This window comes from Bradyrhizobium sp. P3_C3 (assembly GCF_056402655.1).
The window spans coordinates 16,618-33,500 of sequence record NZ_JBFUGY010000006.1; the positions used below are offsets into that span (position 1 = coordinate 16,618).

A 16,883-nucleotide genomic window follows, 5' to 3' on the forward strand; every position below is an offset into this window, starting at 1 on the left:
TGCCGTGCGATTTCTCATACTACTCGCAAGCCTTGAAGCAGCGAACGGAGTTGCGGCACTCGCTGCGGACACACCGGTTAGAGCAGTTCGCCGCGCTCGATACTCCCCATAGCCATCGAATCGTTGGCGGCCGCCCCGCGGGCTGCCCCTCCTCATTCTGCGGTTGTGCCGCAGCCCTGCGCCTGTTTGGCCGCATCGTTCCGGAATTGAATCTCGCGGCAAACTGGCTGAGATTTCCGCGTACGTCGCCAGCACCAGGAATGGTCGCGGCAAGACGCGGGCACGTTTTCGTCCTCGAGCAGCACATCGGGGGCGACGTCTGGATGGCGTACGACGGCAACTCAGGTGGACGCGCAACGAGAATACACGCGCGTTCTTTGAGGGGGTACACGGTTGTGAATCCGCGTGCGACGCTGACTTGAATTTAGCCCTTTATCGAATCGGCAACACGGTTGCCAAGCACCGGCATGCTTTCACCGGGACAGCGGCAATCTCTCATCGCTGAGGCGCCGTTATTCTCTCCGGTCGAAACACGACCTGGTGGCTCCACGCGATCATATTGGTTCGCCGGGGAGCTGGAGGCAAATGTGCTGGCGGCACCGATCGGCGGCCGTCAGCCCGACACCGTCAGGCGACGACAGATCTCGCGCGCTCCCGCTCTCGCATCGCTCCCTGGATAGCCTTCTCAAGGGCAGCCTGATCGAACGGCTTCGACAGGCGGTGCAGATTGGAACGCGCGTCAATGGGAAGCTCCGCATACCCGGTGCTCAGGAGGATGACCGTACCGGGACGCTCCACGACCACGGCTTCAGCAAGCTGCAGGCCGGTCATGACCGGCATCGCAAAGTCGGTGACGACGAGTTCGATGGTCTGCGTGCGGTGGAGGAGATCCAATGCCTCTTCGCCCGAGCGTGCCTCGACCACTGCATGCCCGAGATCCTCCAGCATTGCCGCCGTATTCTCCAGCACGAGAGGGTCGTCGTCGACCAGAAGCACGGAAAGCCGGTGGTCGGCCCGAAGCATGGGTGCCGGGGACTCCGCTCGCGGCGCTGGCACCGCGGCCTCCTCCTCAGCCACCGGCAGCCAGATCTCGGCCGTCGTGCCCACTCCAAGGCGGCTCTTCAGGACGAGCCTGCCGCCGGACTGCTCGGCGAGGCCGTGAACCATCGATAGTCCGAGCCCGGTGCCTTTGCCGATACCCTTCGTCGTAAAGAATGGCTCCTGAGCGTGCTTGAGCGTTTCCTCGTCCATGCCGCAGCCCGTGTCGCTCACCGAGAGCGCCACGTAGCGGGGAGCGCCAGCTTCGTGCTGCTCGTCTCTGGCGGAGATGGTTATCAGGCCACCGGCCGGCATCGCATCACGCGCGTTTACGGCGAGATTGAGGATGGCCAGTTCGAGCTGGTTGGCGTCAATCTTTACGTTTGGCAGGTCCAGCGGAAAGAGTGTGTCGATACGGACGCCTGCCTCGAATTTCAGCAGTGACGCCATGCCCCGCACCAGTGCGGCGATATCGACGACAGCCGGCTTGAGATCCTGTTTGCGAGCGAAGGCGAGCAAGCGCTGGGTTAGCAGTGCGCCCCGCTGCGCGCCTTGCATCGCGTTGTCCACGAGACGCTGTATCTTCGGATCGTCTGTTTGCAGGCGTTTTTTCAGAAGCTCGAGGCTGCCGAGAACGGCGGCGAGCAGGTTGTTGAAATCGTGGGCGACGCCGCCGGTAAGTTGACCGATGGTCTCCATTTTCTGCGACAGCGTCAGCGCTTCGCGTGCCCGATCCAGCGCTTCCTGTGCCCGCCTTCTCTCGCTGATGTCGCGCACGATCTTGGCAAACCCAGTGATCAAGCCGCTTTCGTTCCGTACCGCGACCAGGGTTGCCTCTGCCCAGAAACGGCTGCCATCCCGGCGCACGCGCCAGGCTTCCACTGCTGACTTGCCGTATCGCTCCGCCTCAAGGAGAGCACGTGCTGGCGCCCCGGACGCGCGGTCTTCGTCGGTATGAAGGATCGCGTAGCTGGTCCCTACGATGTCGTCGCCGTAACCCATCAGCCGGCGCGCCCCGAGATTCCAGTTTCCGACGGACCCATTCGGCTCGATCATGAACATGGCGTGATCGGCGATGCCCTCCACCAGGAGCCGAAAGCGTTCTTCACTTCGCCTCAGCGCGCTGGCCTCGCGTTGGGCGCGCTCCGCCGAGGCCCGATCGTAGACGGCAGCGGCAATCCCAATGCTCAGGATCAGGATGGTGGCGCCGGCGAGCAGAAATGCCAGCGGCGCCCGACCCACGAAATGTCCAGCGTGTCCCGCCATGGTGTTCGCAGGCTCGAACGAGGCACCTTCCATAGCCGCGTAATGCATGCCGGAGATCGCGAGACCCATGACAAGTCCTGCGAACAGTCGCTGCGTCGCATTCGTCTTGCGAAAGGCAAGCCAGAGCGCCACGACCGAAGCGCACATCGCGATCACGACCGAGAGCACGACCCACCGAGGATCGTACGCGACGGATGCCGCCATTCTCATCGCGCCCATGCCCGTATAGTGCATGCCGGATATGCCAAGCCCCATCGCCAGGCCGGACACCAGGAGCGCCTGCGGGCGTCTTCCGACCACGGCAAAGGCCGCGGCCGCGACAACAATGGGGACGACAAGCGATAGAAAGGTGAGGAATGGATCGTAGGAGATCTCGACCCCCGGCAGCCTGAAAGCCAGCATGCCGACGAAATGCATGGACCAAATGCCGCCCCCCATGGCGGTGGCCGCGGCTGCAAGCCAAGCCGGACGAGCCCGCCCGGACGCGGCACGCATCCGGGTCGCGAGGTCGAGCGCTGTGTAGGAGGCGAGCGCGGCGATCAGGATCGACAGCGCCACAAGAACGGGATCGTGAGAGGCCGTATGGTGATTCATTTCCACCCGATGGTAATGGAAATCCGGGGCAAATTCACCCTAGGTTGAATAGCGGCCGCGGGACCAAGGCCCGGCTGGCCGCGATCCGTGGCACCCTGTCGGCAAATTCAAGCTGGATCCAGCCGCCGGGGGGCTGTTTCCGCCCCACCTCCCTTGGGGATTTGAACCGGACCAGGCCTGTGCTGGATCAGGCTCCGTGCACGGATCGAGCGGAGGATCGTGCCGCTCACGCACCGCCCTGCAAATTGGGCAAGCCGGCTGCCTATTGCACCGCGAAGCCAATTGCGCCGCAACATTCAAAATGAGACTGCCCGTCAAGCCGCACGATGCGCCCATACGTGCACTGCATCCGACTTCGGTTAGCCTTCGTTCAACAGCCGGGCGCCTTTCGGGAGCCACGGCGCCGCGCCAATTCAGCGAAAAATTTGGCCATAGAGGGAGGAATGAAATGTTGAAATGCAGTGTGGGACTGATCGCGCTAAGCAGCCTATTCCTTTCAGGCGCGGCAATCGCCCAGGAAAAGATCAAGGTCGGCGTCACGGCAACGCTGGAAGGCACTTACACGGTGCTCGGCGAAGACGGTATGCGCGGCCACCAGACGGCGCTCAATGTGCTTGGCAAGAAGGTCGGCGACAAAGAGCTTGAATTCATCGTTGCGTCGACCGACGCGACGCCGGACTCCGCGGTGCGCGCCGTGCGCAAGCTGATCGAGCAGGATAAAGTACAGATCCTGCTGTCGCCGCTCTCCGGCGACGAGGGCATCGCGGTCAAGAACTTCGCCAAGACCCATCCGGAGCTGACTTTCATCAACGCCGCCTCCGGCGCGCAGGAGACGACCTATGTCGATCCCGCGCCGAACTTCTTCCGCTACAACATGGATGGCGCGCAGTGGCAGGTCGGCCTCGGCAAATACGCCTATGAGGACAAGAAGTATCGCAAGATCGCGACCGTCGGCGAAGACTATTCCTTCATCTATACGCAGGTGTTCGGCCTTGTGCTCGAATTCTGCGGCGCCGGCGGCCAGGTCACCAACCGGCAATGGGTGCCGCTCGGCACCAAGGATTTCGCCTCCGTCATCGCGGCGCTGCCCGATGATGTCGATGCGATCTATCTCGGCCTCGGCGGCGCCGACGCCGTCAACTTCCTGAACCAATACCAGCAGGCCGGCGGCAAGGCGCATCTGATGGGCGGCTCCATCATGATCGACCAGACCATCCTCTCGTCCAAGGGCAACGCCAAGAATGCGCTGGTCGGCACCATCGCGGCGAGCGGTCAGGCCGACACCTGGGAGGATCCGGGCTGGCAGAAGTTCGTGAAGGCCTATCAGGACGCCTTCCCGCCCAACAAGCGCTTCCCAAGCCCGTCGCTTCTTGCGACCAACTATTACGGCTCGACCATGGCGCTGATCCTCGCGCTGCGCGAGGTCAACGGCGATCTTTCCAATAACCAGGCCAAATACAAGGAGGCGTTGGCCAAGATCGAGATCGACGCACCGAACGGCAAGATCAAGCTTGACGCCAACCGCCAGGCGATCGGCACCAACTTCGTCACCGAGGTCGTCGATGACGGCAAGGGCGCGCTGTTCAGCAAGGTCGTGAAGGTGATCCCGAACGTGAACCAGACGCTCGGTTACGATCCGGCGGTGTTCGCCAAGATCGGACTGCCGAGCCGTACGGTCCCGGAATGTAAGAAGTACTGACGCATTCACCGTCGCTCGTTTCGCATGCTCTCCGGCAACCGGGAGCGATTTGCAGGCGCGATATCTTGCGCTCTTGCAATCTCGCCCCGGTTGTTGAACGCTGACTGAAAAGACAAGAACATTCAGGAGGGAAGGCATGAGCCGGGCGCTTGCCGTCTTTCACGGCCGGTTCGGTCGGGCGACGGTCTATCAGTTGAACCGCCCCTTCAACGTGCACGCACATCGCGAAGGTCATCTGATCTTCCATGTTGGCGGCCAGTCCGCATGCATCGACGTCTGTAACGGGCACTACGACCTTACGGAAAGCTCCATCGTTGCGGTCAATCCTTGGGAGCCTCACAATTTCCTGCCGTCCGATCTCGACGGTGGCGCGATCTTCTTCGTGCTCTACGTCAATCCGGAGTGGTTCGCCCCCGATGCGCCCGGCGCCGACCGCCTGCGTTTCGGCCGCACCCAGTTCAAGCGCACGGTCGCACTCGACAAGCACATCAGACGAACCGCAGCGCTTGTGTGCGGCGCACCGTCGCTCTCCAGCCTCGATGCCGAGCTGCGGCGGCTGATCGACATCTGCTACGACGAAAGTTGGCAGCAGGCCGAGATCGCGCGCGACGCGCGCACGGCCGGCGCCGTCACCGACTTCCGCGTGCGCAAATGCATCAAGCTGATGTCGGAAAGTCCGGGCGCCGAAATGGAGCTCGACACGATTGCGCGCGAATCCGGCCTGTCGCGACCGCATTTCTACCGGCTATTCCGCACCCAGACCGGCGTCACGCCGCATCTCTACCTCAACACCCTGATCATGGAACAGGCGCTGGAAGCCCTTGTCGCCGGCGAAGCACCGATCGCCGACATCGGCTTCGACCTCGGCTTCTCCTCGCAAAGCGGCTTCACGCGCTTCTTCACCGCCAATGTCGGGATGGCGCCGACCGATTACCGCCGCGCCGCCAAGGTTTTGCGGGCCTGACCGCGCGCGAAAAGATACTGACGATCAAACGCTCCTCTTGTGCCCTCGCTAAGATGGTCGGAACGCGATCCCGAAAAGAGGATCGCAAGTCCGGGAGGACGCACGTCCATGGCGAGGTACGCAGCCTACGCAAGGCTGTTCGACCAGCGTTCAAAACATGAGGCAGGGCGAGGTCGAAGCGACCTGATCGCGCCCTCTTCCCGTTTGCGGGGGCGCGAGGCGGGGATGAGGCAGTTGACATGACGCGCTTCGTCGAACGTCATCCGGCCTGGGCCCTGATCGTGATCGTCGCGATCGCGCTCGCACTGTGGCTGACCTTGGCGGTGTGGCCGCCCGGACTTGAAGAGGCGATCGGCCGCAAGCGGGTCTTCCTGAACGCCGTGTTCAACGGCATCACGCTCGGCGGCCTCTACTTCCTTGTCGCCAGCGGTTTCACCCTGATCTTCGGCCTGATGCGCAACGTCAACCTCGCGCACGGCTCGCTGTATTTGTTCGGCGGCTATGTCGGCTACGCCATCAGCGCCTCGACCGGCTCCTGGCTCCTCAGCTTCATCGTCGCCTTCATCCTGACGGCGCTGGTCGGCGTCCTGCTTCAGCTCATCGTCTTCCGCCGCATGGAAGGCCAGGACTTGCGGCAGACCATGGTGACGATTGGTCTCTCGATCGTTTTCGCCGATCTCATGCTGTGGGCTTGCGGCGGCGACTTCTATCAGATCCAGACACCGAACTGGCTGATCGGCCCGATCGAGCTGCCGCTGGTCACTGCGGTGAAATCCTCGGGCGAACCGGTCTATCTCCGCTATCCCCTGGTCCGGCTGGTGATCTTCGCCGCGTCCGTCGTGATCGGCCTGGCGATGTGGCTGGCGCTCAACCGCACACGCATCGGCATGATCATCCGCGCCGGTGTCGACGATCGCGACATCCTGGCCGCGACCGGAGTGCGGATCCAGCTCGTCTTCGTGCTGGTCTTTGCGCTCGGTGCCGGGCTTGCCGGCATCGCCGGCGTCGTCGGCGGCACCTTCCAGTCTCTCTCGCCTGGCGAAGACATCCGCTTCCTGCTTGCCTCGCTCGTCGTCGTCATCGTCGGCGGCATGGGCTCGATCCCCGGTGCCGCGCTCGGCGCGCTCATCATCGGCCTCGCCGAACAGCTTGGTTCGGTCTACATCCCGACCTACGCCATCGTCGTGACCTTCCTGATCATGGTGCTGGTCCTGGCAGTCCGGCCGCAAGGCCTGTTGGCGAGGCGCTGAGATGTCGCTCGCCCACGACGCCCGCGTCACTATTCGTCCCGCCGCAGCCGCGCAGCGCCCCACCTTGCGCGGATGGCCGGAGATCAACAATCCTGCAGCCTGGATCGTCGCGGCCATTCTCCTGATCATGCCGCTGATCGCCAACGGCTTCTTCCTGATCGAGATCTTTGCGACCACGCTGATCCTCGGCATCATGGCGCTGAGCCTGATGTTCCTTGCCGGCTACGGCGGCATGGTCAGCCTGATGCAGCTCACCATCGCAGGCTTCTCCGCCTATATGGTCGCGGTGTTCGGCGTCAGCGGCAACGCCAATATCAGCCTGGGTTGGCCGTGGTGGCTCGCAGTCCCGATGGCGCTCGCGCTCGCGACCCTGTTCGGCACGCTTGGCGGCGCGCTGGCGGTGCGCACCGAGGGCATCTACACCATCATGATCACGCTCGCGATCGGCGCGGCGTTCTATTACTTCACCAATCAGAACTGGGCGATCTTCAACGGCCATACCGGCATCAACACCGTCGCCACGCCGCATTTCTGGGGCGTCAACTGGCGCGCCGACATTCCCTTCTATTACATCGTGCTCGCGGTCGCTGCGCTATGCTACTTCGTCGTTGAATACATCTCCCGCGCACCATTCGGCCTGGCGCTGCAGGGTGTGCGCGACAATCCCCGCCGCATGGCGGCGCTCGGCTTCAACGTCAATGCGCACCGCGTCGCCGCCTACGCCTTCGCGTCCTTTGTCGCGGCGCTGGCCGGCGTTCTCCAGGTCTGGAACTACCGGCAGATCTCGCCGGGATCCGTCAGCGTCGGCGCCTGCATCGATATCCTCATCATCGCCGTGGTCGGCGGCATCACGCGTCCCATCGGTCCGTTCATCGGCGCACTGATCTTCGTGCTGTTACGCACCTTCGCGCTCGACTTCCTGGTCAAGCTCGGGCTCGACGGCAACCGCTTCCGGCTGTTGATCGGCCTCGGTTTCCTCGCCATCGTCTTCTGGTCCTCGGACGGCGTGATCGGGCTCTGGCAGAGCTGGCGACAGCGCCAGCGATCCGGCGCGGCCCGTTCAAGCGAACGTCACGGCCGAGGATCTGGTCAAGGATCCGGTCATGGATAGCGTCGCGCAACGCCTCTCAGCCGTCGGCGCCGGCGCGGCGCTGGAGCTTCGCGGCGTGACGCGCCTGTTCGGCGCGCTGGCTGCGCTCACCGACGTCACCATTACCGTGCGCCCCGGCGAGCGGCGCGCGGTGCTCGGCTCGAACGGTGCCGGAAAAACCACCCTGTTCAACTGCATCACCGGCGATTTCCCGCCCTCCTCCGGCACCATCCGGTTCTTCGGCGAGGACGTCACCCACTTCCCGCCCTACGAGCGCATCCGCCGCGGCCTGCGTCGAACCTACCAGATCTCCGCGCTCTTTCCTGGTCTCACCGTCCAGGACAACGTCTACCTCGCCTGCCGCGGCGTCTCGCGCGGGCGCTTCTCGTTCCTGCGCCCCGGACAGAACGACGCGCTGATGAGCGCGGCCGACAATCTCGTGCAGGCTGTCCATCTCACAGGCGTGAAAGACCAGCGCGTCGCGGAGCTTGCGCATGGCCAGCAGCGTCAGCTCGAGATCGCACTGGCGCTCGCCGGCGCGCCGCGCTTCGTGTTGTTCGACGAGCCGGCCGCGGGCCTGTCTCCGACCGAGCGTGCCGAGCTGGTCGAGATCCTGACCTCGCTGCCGGCGCATATCGGCTACATCATCATCGAGCACGACATGGACGTGGCGCTACGCGTCGTCGAGAGCGTCACGATGATGCACAACGGGCGCATCTTCAAGGAAGGCCTGCCGCAGGAGATCGAGTCCGATCCAGAGGTGCAGGAGCTTTACCTCGGAGGCGGCCATGAATGAGGTCCGCCGCTCCGCCGCCGCCCTCGAAGTCCGCGGCCTCGACGTCTACTACGGGCATTCGCATGCGCTGCAAGGCGTGGACCTGACGCTCGAAGCCGGCGTATTCTCGGTGGTCGGTCGCAACGGCATGGGCAAGACCACGCTGTGCAAGGCGATCATGGGGCTGGTGCCGGTCAGCGGCGGCTCGATCCGCGTCCGCGCCGACGACGTCACCCGGCGGCCGCCCGCCCACATAGCCCGGCTTGGCGTCGGCTACGTGCCGCAGGGCCGGCGGCTGTGGCGCTCGCTCAGCGTCGACGAGCATCTGCAGCTTGCCGCGGGCCTGCGGCGCGGGGCTTGGACGGTCGAGCGCATCTACGAGACCTTTCCGCGATTGGCCGAGCGCAAGGACCATGGCGGCGGCCAGCTCTCCGGCGGCGAGCAGCAGATGCTGGCGATCTCCCGCGCGCTGCTCACCAATCCGCAGCTCCTGATCATGGACGAGCCGACCGAGGGGCTTGCGCCCGTCATCGTCGCCCAGGTCGAGGAGATGCTGGTACGGCTTGGCGAGGACGGCGACATGTCCGTGCTCGTGATCGAGCAGAACATCGGTGTGGCCACGGCCGTCTCGCGCAACGTCGCGATCATGGTCAACGGCCGCATCAACCGCATCATCGATTCCGCGCGCCTTGCCGCGGACCGGGAGTTGCAGCAGCGCCTGCTCGGCGTCGGCCTCCACGCCGAGCTCGAGCCCGCCGTCGACATACCGGCGGCAGGCACCGGGGCGAAGGCCGCACCGCAGCCGTCCCGTCCAGGCGGCCCGATCCGCGTCTACATATCCAATCCGACTCCGCCCACCCGCTGGTCGCAGCCGGTCCCGATCGCCCGCATCGAGGCCGCCGCCCGCACGCTCTCGACACAGGTGGCGCGTCTCGACGAGACCGCCCGGCGCAGGCGCGAGCCGGTCGCGGCGCAAACGCAGGGACCCCCGGTCGTGCTCGTCGTCGGCACGCTCGACACCAAGGGCACGGAGCTTCGCTTCATCCGCGACATCATCGCCGGGAGCGGCCTGCGCACGCGACTGGTCGATGTCTCCACCAGCGGCCGGCACGCAACCAGCGACGTCTCGGCCCAGGAGATCGCCTTGAACCATGGGCGCGGCGGATCGGCGGTGTTCGGACCCGACCGCGGCGCCGCCGTCACCGCGATGGCCGATGCCTTCGCCAGCTGGCTGCGACGCCAGAGCAATGTGGCTGGCGTGATTTCGGCGGGCGGCTCGGGCGCAGCGTCACTGGTCGCGCCGGGGATGCGGACCCTCCCCGTCGGGGTGCCCAAGCTGATCATCTCCTCCGTCGCCTCCGGCGACGTCGGGCCCTATGTCGGCCCGGCCGACATCACCATGATGCATTCGGTCACCGACGTGCAGGGCCTCAACTCGATCTCTCGTGCCGTGCTCGCCAATGGCGCCCATGCGCTGGCCGGCATGGTCAGGGCGCGGCTCGATCAGCACGCGCGGAAGGATCGTGGCGACAGCGGATTGCCGTCGGTCGGCATCACCATGTTCGGCGTCACCACGCCGGCGGTCCAGAAGATCGCGGCCGACCTGCGCGAAGATTTCGAGTGCCTCGTCTTCCACGCCACCGGCGTTKGCGGCCGCTCAATGGAGAAACTCGTCGATTCCGGGCAGATCGCCGGCGTCATCGATCTCACCACCACAGAAATCTGCGATCTCCTGATGGGTGGCGTGTTCCCGGCAACCGACGACCGCTTCGGCGCCATCATCCGCAGCCGCCTGCCCTATGTCGGCTCGGTGGGCGCGCTCGACATGGTGAATTTCGGCGCCCCGGACACCATTCCCGAGCGCTATCGCGGCCGCAAATTCCACGTCCACAACCCCCAGGTCACCCTGATGCGGACCACGGCCGAGGAAAACGAACGCATGGGCCGCTGGATCGCCGATCGGCTCAACCAGATGGACGGCCCGGTGCGCTTCTTCCTGCCCGAGGGCGGCGTCTCCGCGCTCGACGCGCGAGGACAGCCATTCTGGGATCCCGATGCCGATGCGGCCCTGTTCCGTGCGCTGGAGCGGAACGTGCGGCAGACCGCCAACCGTCAACTCATCCGCGTCCCCAAGAACATCAACGATCCCGAGTTCGCCTCCACCATTGTCAGCGCGTTCCGGACCTTGTTCGGCCGCACCGGGGCGCGCCGGAGACTAGCGAGGTGACCGATGGCCCGGTTTGAACGCGCAGAACTGTTGAAACGCTTCCGCGACATGGCAAAGCGCGGCGAGCCCATCATCGGCGGCGGCGCCGGCACCGGCCTGTCGGCCAAGTGCGAGGAAGCCGGTGGCGTCGATCTCATCGTCATCTACAATTCCGGCCGCTATCGCATGGCCGGCCGCGGCTCGCTTGCGGGATTGATGGCTTATGGCGACGCCAACGCCATCGTGCTGGAGATGGCCGGCGAAGTGCTGCCCGTCGTGACCAAAACGCCAGTGCTCGCTGGCGTCAATGGCACGGATCCGTTCCGCGACATGGACGTTTTCCTGGACCAGCTGAAGGCCCTCGGTTTCGCCGGCGTGCAGAACTTTCCGACCGTCGGCCTGATCGACGGCGTGTTCCGCGCCAATCTCGAAGAGACCGGCATGTCCTACGCGCTCGAGATCGACATGATCGCCAAGGCGCGCGAGAAGGACCTGCTGACGACGCCCTACGTCTTTACCGAGAAGGAAGCCGCCGCGATGGCGATCGCGGGCGCGGATATCATCGTCTGTCACCTCGGCCTCACGACCGGGGGCACCATCGGCGCGCAGACCGCGCCCAAGCTCAAGGATTGCCCGGCGCGCATCGACACCTGGGCCTCCGCCGCGCTCAGCGTCAATCCGGACATCCTGGTGCTCGCCCACGGCGGACCGATCGCTGATCCGGACGACGCTGATTTCATCATGAAGAACACCCGCTACTGCCACGGCTTTTACGGCGCCTCCTCGATGGAGCGGCTGCCGGTCGAGCGGGCGCTGACGGATCAGGTACGCAAATTCAAGGCGATCGGCGCGCGATAACGCCGGAAGGTCGAGGGAGGGAAATATGTCAGGGACTCTGGTCGGTGAATTGATCCTCTGGCTGATCGTCGCCATCGTGGTGATCGTGGTCGGCGTCTACATAGTGAACTGGCTCTACCATCGCTCGTCCAAGGAGACCTCGTTCGTCCGGACCGGCCTGCTCGGCGAGCGCGTCGTGATCAACGGCGGCGCGTTCGTGCTGCCCTTCATCCACGACTACACGCCGGTCAACATGAACGTGCAGCCGATGGGCATCGTGCGCTCCCGGCAGGACGCCGTGATCACCCGGGACCGCATGCGCGTCGACATCGAGGCCGACTTCTATGTCCGCGTTCAGGCGACCCGCGAAGCCGTGTCCATCGCCGCCGCGACGCTCGGCCGCCGCACCATGGAGCCCGAGAAGCTCCACGCCCTCCTCGCCGGCAAATTCATCTCCGCGATCCGTTCGATTGCCTCGGAGATGACCCTGGAACAGATGCACGAGCAACGCGGCGAGTATGTGGCCCGCGTCAAGGCGAACGCGGCCGAGGCCCTCGCTCAGAACGGACTCGAGCTGGAGTCCGTCGCGATCACCGATCTCGACCAGACCGATCTCGAATTCTTCAATCCCTCGAACCGCTTCGACGCCGAAGGTCTGACACGCCTGATGGAGGACATCGAGGCCAAGCGCAAGCTGCGCAACGACATCGAGCAGGATTCGATGATCAAGATCCGCTCCCGCAATCTGGAGGCCGAGCGACAGGCCCTCGAGATCGAGCGCGAAAGCGAGACGGCGCGCCTCGAGCAGGAGCGTGACATCGAGATGCGTCGCGCCCTGCAACGCACCGAGGTCGCGCGTGAGCGGGCCCTCCGCGAGACCGAGGCCGAGCAGGCGCAGATTTCCGCGCGGGAGACCATCGAGAAGGCACGCATCGCCAACGACCAGGCGATCGCGGAAGCCCGTATCGCCTCGGAGCGCGAGACCCGCCAGCGGGAGATCGAGCGCACCCGCACCATCGAGGAGAAGGAACTGCTGGCCCGCGAGGAGGTCGAGAAGACCCGGATCGCCAACCAGCGCTCGATCGACACCAGCCGCATCGCCTCTGAACGCGAGGTGCGCCAGCGCGAAATCGAGCGGATGCGTACGATCGAGGAAGCCGAGATCGCCGCCCGCGAGGCGATCGAGAAGGCGCGTATCCAGCAGGACCGGGTGGTGACCGACGCCCGTATTGCCAATGAAGAAGAGACACGGCGCCGCGAGATCGAGCGGACCCGCGCCGTGGACGAGGCCGAGATCGCCGCCCGCGAAGCGACCGAAAAGGCCCGCATCGCCCAGACCATGATTGTCAATGTCGAGCGCATCGCGTCAGACGAGCGCACCCGCGCGCTTGAGATCCAGCAGGTGCGCACGATCCAGGAAGCCGAGATCGAGGCCCAGCGCGCGGTCGAGGCCGCGCGCATCGCCCGTGAGCGAACGCTTGCCGCCGAGCGCATCGCCGCTGAGCAGGGTACGCGGCAATTGGAGATCGAGCGGAACCAGGCACTCGACGTCGCGGGAATCACGGCACGCGAGGCGACGGAAGCCACCCGTATCGCCCAGGAGGAACGAGTTCGTTCACTCGAGATCGCCCGCAACCGCGCCGTCGAGGAAGCCGATATCGCCTCCCGCGAAGCGATCGAGGCCGCGCGCATCGCGCAGGAGAAGGCCATCGCGGCCGAGCGGATCCAGGCCGACAGGGAGACCAAGGCGCTGGAGATCGAGCGGACCGCCGCAGTCGAGGCGGCTGACCTCAAGCGGCGCGACGTGATCGAGCGCCAGCGCATCGGCGTCGATCTCGCGCTGGAGTCCGAGCGGATCAATTCGTCCAAGAAGCGCGAAGTGCTCAATATCGAGCAGAAGAAGGCAATCGAGATCGCGGACGAAGACCGCGTCATCGCGCTCTCCACCAAGCGCTCTGAACGCATCGACGCCGACCGCCAGGTCAAGCAGGCCGAGATCGTCGCACGCAAAGACGTCGAGACCACCGACGTCTCGCGCGAGCAGGCGCTGGAGGCGGCGCGGATCGAACGGCGCCGCTCGATCGAGCAGCTCGAGGTCGCCCGCGTCCAGTCGCTCCAGGAAGCCGAGATTGCCGCGCGCGAGGAGGTCGAGCGCGCCCGCATTGCCTCCGATCGCGGTCTGGATGAAGCCCGCATCGGCCGCGAGCGCGAGCTGCGGAAGCTCGAAGTCAATCGCGAGAGGGAGGTCGAGACCGTTCTGATGGAGAAGGCGATCGCGATCCACCTGAAGTCGCTGGAAGAATCCGCCGCCCGGGCCTCGGCCGAGGAAGCGCGGATACATGCGACGGAGGCCACCGAGCGCGTCATCACCGCACGTGAAAACGAGATCGCCAGGCGTCGCAAGAGCGTGGAAATCGTGATCGCCGAGAAGCAGGCCGAGGAGACCCGAATTGCAGCCGAAGCCGAGCGCGTGCGCGCGGCCGTGGAGGCCGAGGCGCAGCGGCTGCTCAACGAGGCCGAGAACGTGCTGACCGACCAGGCTCGCTACTCGCTGTTCCGCAGAAAGCTGCTCGACCGCATCGAAGGCATCGTGCGCGAGAGCGTCAAGCCGATGGAGAAGATCGAGGGCATCCGCATCCTCCAGGTCGACGGCCTCAACGGCAACGGCCATGGTGGCAATGGCGGCCGCAGCGCCACCGACGAGGTGATCGACTCGGCGCTGCGCTACCGCGTGCAGGCGCCGCTCATCGATTCGCTTCTGGCGGATATCGGCGTCGAGGGCGGCAGCCTCGCCAAGATGCCGGGCCTGATCCGCGAGGCCCGCGACATGCAAGGCATCAAGGAGTCCGCCCGCAAGGGCGGTGGTGGAGGCGGAGGCGGCGAGAAGCCGGCTGCGGCGCCCACGCCTTCCACCGAGGGCGAGCCGCCCGCGGAGCGCAGCCCCCGGAAGAAGAGCTGAGGTCGCATCATGGCCCGCGTCTATGTCTCAACCGTCGTCAATGCGCGCAACGATCGCGTCTGGGCACGGGTGCGCGACTTCAACGGCATGCCGAACTGGCATCCCGCGATCGCGGAAAGCCGCATCGAGGGCGGCGAGCCCTCGGACAAGATCGGCTGTGTCAGGGATTTTCGCTTGCGCAACGGCGACCGCATCCGCGAGAAGCTGCTCGGCCTTTCCGACTACGACATGTTCTGCACCTATTCGATCCTGGAATCCCCCATGGGCGTCGAGAACTACGTCGCGACACTGCGGCTGACGCCGGTCACCGACGGCGACCAGACCTTCATGGAATGGACCGCCGAGTTCGACTGCGCACCCGAACGGGAAGCGGAGCTCGTCGGCAATATCGGCGGCGGCGTGTTCCAGGGCGGCTTCGACGCCCTCAAGCGCCAGTTCGGAGGGTGAGCTCCGTGCCGCATATCGTCAAGAGCACGATCCTGGATGCGTCCACCGATGCGGTGTGGAACGTGCTGCGTGATTTCAACGGACACGATCGCTGGCATCCGGCGGTCGCGACCTCCACGATCGAGCGCGCGCACTCCCCTGACAAGATCGGCTGTGTCAGGCGCTTCAAGCTGCAGGACGGATCGGAGCTGCGCGAGCAATTGCTGGCGCTCTCCGATCTCGAGCAGACCTTCAGCTACTGCCTGCTCGATACGCCGGTGCCGATGTTCAACTACGTGGCGCATGTCCGCCTGCTGCCGGTGACAGACGGCGACCGCACCTTCTGGCACTGGGAGTCGCGCTTCAGCACCAGGCCGGAGGACCGCGATCGCATCGTCCACATGGTCGCAGAAGACATCTACCAAGCCGGCTTCGAGGCAATCCGCCGGCACCTGAAGGAGGCGGCATAGCAATGGCCGTGACAGTGAAGACTTTTGCCAGCACCAGCGAAGCGGCCGGCGCGCTGTCGGCAGATCGTGGCGCACGCTATCTCGGCGGCGGCACGCTGGTGATGCGGGCGCTGAACGAGGGTGACGTCTCCGTCTCGACCGTCATCCGCGCCAGCGACCAGGCCCTGACCCGGATTGACGCGTCGGGCCCGCGCGTGACGCTCGGGGCCGGCATCACCTTTGCAAAAATCCTTGCCGAGCGCGACCTCGGCTTCCTGCACGCCCCTGCCCGCTCGATCGGCGGACCTGCGGTGCGCAACATGGGCACGGTCGGGGGCAACCTGTTCGCGCCAAGTCCTTATGGCGACTTCACGGTGGCGCTGCTTGCGCTCGATGCCACCGTCGCCGTGCAGGGCGGTTTTGGCACGCGCGACATCGCCATCGAAGAGTTCTTGCAGTCGCGCGAGCGGCAGGCCGGCACGCTGGTGCTCTCGGTGTCCTGCGCACGGCCGGCGAGCGCGGACGCCTTCCGCTACCACAAGGTTGCCCGCATCAAGCCAAAGGGCGGCTCCGTCATTACGCTCGCAGCCCATCTGCCGATCAGCGGCGGACGAATTGCGGGGGCACGGATCGCGCTGGGCTCGATGGCGCCGACCCAGATTCGGGCCCGCGCCGCCGAGCGTGTGCTCGAGGGACGCTCGCTGGATGCCGCGACCATCGGGGCTGCGGCGTCCGCCGTCACCGAGGGCACCTCCCCCTTCGACAACGCGCTCGGCAGCGCCTGGTATCGCCGCGAGATCGCCGGCGTCCATCTGCGCCGTCTCCTCTCGGGTCAGGAATAGCTCGTCATGGCCAAGACCGCCCTGCAATTTCGTCATAACGGCCGCGACGTCGCGATCTTCGTCGATGGCGGCACCAACCTGCTGGTCGCTCTGCGCGAACTGATCGGCGATATGACGCCGAAATTCGGCTGCGGCCAGGGCGGCTGCGGCACCTGCAGTGTGCTGATCGACGGCGAGTTGCACCTGTCATGCCTGACGCTGGCGGAAACCGTCGCCGGCCGATCGGTGGAAACGCTCGACGGCCTCAAGCAGGGCCCGAACCTGCATCCGCTCCAGCGTGCCTTCGCCGACAATTTTGCCGCCCAATGCGGCTATTGCACACCGGGCATGCTGATGGCCGCAAAGGCGCTGCTCGATCGCAATCCGCAGCCTAGCCGCACCGAGGTCGTCGAGGCGATCTCCGGCAACATCTGCCGCTGCACCGGCTACGAACCCATCATCGATGCCATCCTCGCCGCTTCGGGCGGCCGGGCCAGCGCCTAAAGGAT

General features: G+C 65.4%; 13 protein-coding genes. 12 read left to right on the plus strand and 1 reads right to left on the minus strand.

Features of this window, described 5'->3' with window-relative positions; translation table 11 throughout:
* Positions 1 to 627: 627 nt before the first annotated feature.
* A complete protein-coding gene (locus tag AC1DW2_RS08930) occupies positions 628 to 2,898 on the minus strand; it encodes an MHYT domain-containing protein (protein WP_477005771.1) in 2,271 nt (756 codons plus the stop codon).
* 448 nt (positions 2,899 to 3,346) lie between these two features.
* Here AC1DW2_RS08930 and AC1DW2_RS08935 point away from each other — a divergent pair, with 448 nt between their 5' ends.
* The 12 genes from AC1DW2_RS08935 to AC1DW2_RS08990 all read left to right on the plus strand — a co-directional run bounded on the left by AC1DW2_RS08935 (position 3,347) and on the right by AC1DW2_RS08990 (position 16,878).
* Entirely contained in the window at positions 3,347 to 4,597 is a 1,251-nt protein-coding gene (locus AC1DW2_RS08935) for an ABC transporter substrate-binding protein (protein ID WP_166351801.1), read from the plus strand.
* A 136-nt stretch (positions 4,598 to 4,733) separates the two neighbouring features.
* Positions 4,734 to 5,561 carry a helix-turn-helix domain-containing protein gene (locus AC1DW2_RS08940; protein ID WP_071915370.1) on the plus strand — a complete coding sequence of 276 codons (828 nt, stop codon included), beginning with the start codon at positions 4,734 to 4,736 and terminating at the stop codon, positions 5,559 to 5,561.
* 239 nt (positions 5,562 to 5,800) lie between these two features.
* Positions 5,801 to 6,811 carry a branched-chain amino acid ABC transporter permease gene (locus tag AC1DW2_RS08945; RefSeq protein ID WP_071915371.1) on the plus strand — a complete coding sequence of 337 codons (1,011 nt, stop codon included), beginning with the start codon at positions 5,801 to 5,803 and terminating at the stop codon, positions 6,809 to 6,811.
* Position 6,812: 1 nt separating this feature from the next.
* Positions 6,813 to 7,922, plus strand: a complete 1,110-nt coding sequence (locus AC1DW2_RS08950) for a branched-chain amino acid ABC transporter permease (RefSeq protein ID WP_477005772.1) — start codon at positions 6,813 to 6,815, stop codon at positions 7,920 to 7,922.
* Positions 7,915 to 8,697: an ABC transporter ATP-binding protein gene (locus tag AC1DW2_RS08955; RefSeq protein ID WP_028147232.1), complete on the plus strand. Its 783-nt coding sequence runs from the start codon at positions 7,915 to 7,917 to the stop codon at positions 8,695 to 8,697. Before AC1DW2_RS08950 ends, AC1DW2_RS08955 begins: the two co-directional genes overlap by 8 nt.
* Positions 8,690 to 10,903 (plus strand): Tm-1-like ATP-binding domain-containing protein, encoded by a 2,214-nt coding sequence (locus AC1DW2_RS08960; RefSeq protein WP_477005773.1) that lies wholly within the window; start codon positions 8,690 to 8,692, stop codon positions 10,901 to 10,903. The genes AC1DW2_RS08955 and AC1DW2_RS08960 overlap by 8 nt, the downstream gene beginning before the upstream one ends.
* 3 nt (positions 10,904 to 10,906) lie before the next feature.
* Positions 10,907 to 11,740 (plus strand): phosphoenolpyruvate hydrolase family protein, encoded by an 834-nt coding sequence (locus tag AC1DW2_RS08965; RefSeq protein WP_063984343.1) that lies wholly within the window; start codon positions 10,907 to 10,909, stop codon positions 11,738 to 11,740.
* A 25-nt stretch (positions 11,741 to 11,765) separates the two neighbouring features.
* The gene (locus tag AC1DW2_RS08970; RefSeq protein ID WP_477005774.1) at positions 11,766 to 14,678 is read left to right on the plus strand and encodes a flotillin family protein; all 2,913 of its coding nucleotides are present in this window, start codon (positions 11,766 to 11,768) and stop codon (positions 14,676 to 14,678) included.
* A gap of 9 nt (positions 14,679 to 14,687) precedes the next feature.
* Complete coding sequence (locus tag AC1DW2_RS08975; RefSeq protein WP_014496426.1) at positions 14,688 to 15,125, plus strand: SRPBCC family protein; 438 nt, start codon at positions 14,688 to 14,690, stop codon at positions 15,123 to 15,125.
* Between the two features lie 5 nt (positions 15,126 to 15,130).
* Complete coding sequence (locus tag AC1DW2_RS08980; RefSeq protein WP_477005775.1) at positions 15,131 to 15,574, plus strand: SRPBCC family protein; 444 nt, start codon at positions 15,131 to 15,133, stop codon at positions 15,572 to 15,574.
* Between the two features lie 2 nt (positions 15,575 to 15,576).
* Complete coding sequence (locus tag AC1DW2_RS08985; RefSeq protein WP_354237674.1) at positions 15,577 to 16,395, plus strand: FAD binding domain-containing protein; 819 nt, start codon at positions 15,577 to 15,579, stop codon at positions 16,393 to 16,395.
* Between the two features lie 6 nt (positions 16,396 to 16,401).
* A complete protein-coding gene (locus tag AC1DW2_RS08990) occupies positions 16,402 to 16,878 on the plus strand; it encodes a (2Fe-2S)-binding protein (RefSeq protein ID WP_477005776.1) in 477 nt (158 codons plus the stop codon).
* The last annotated feature ends 5 nt before the right edge of the window (positions 16,879 to 16,883 follow it).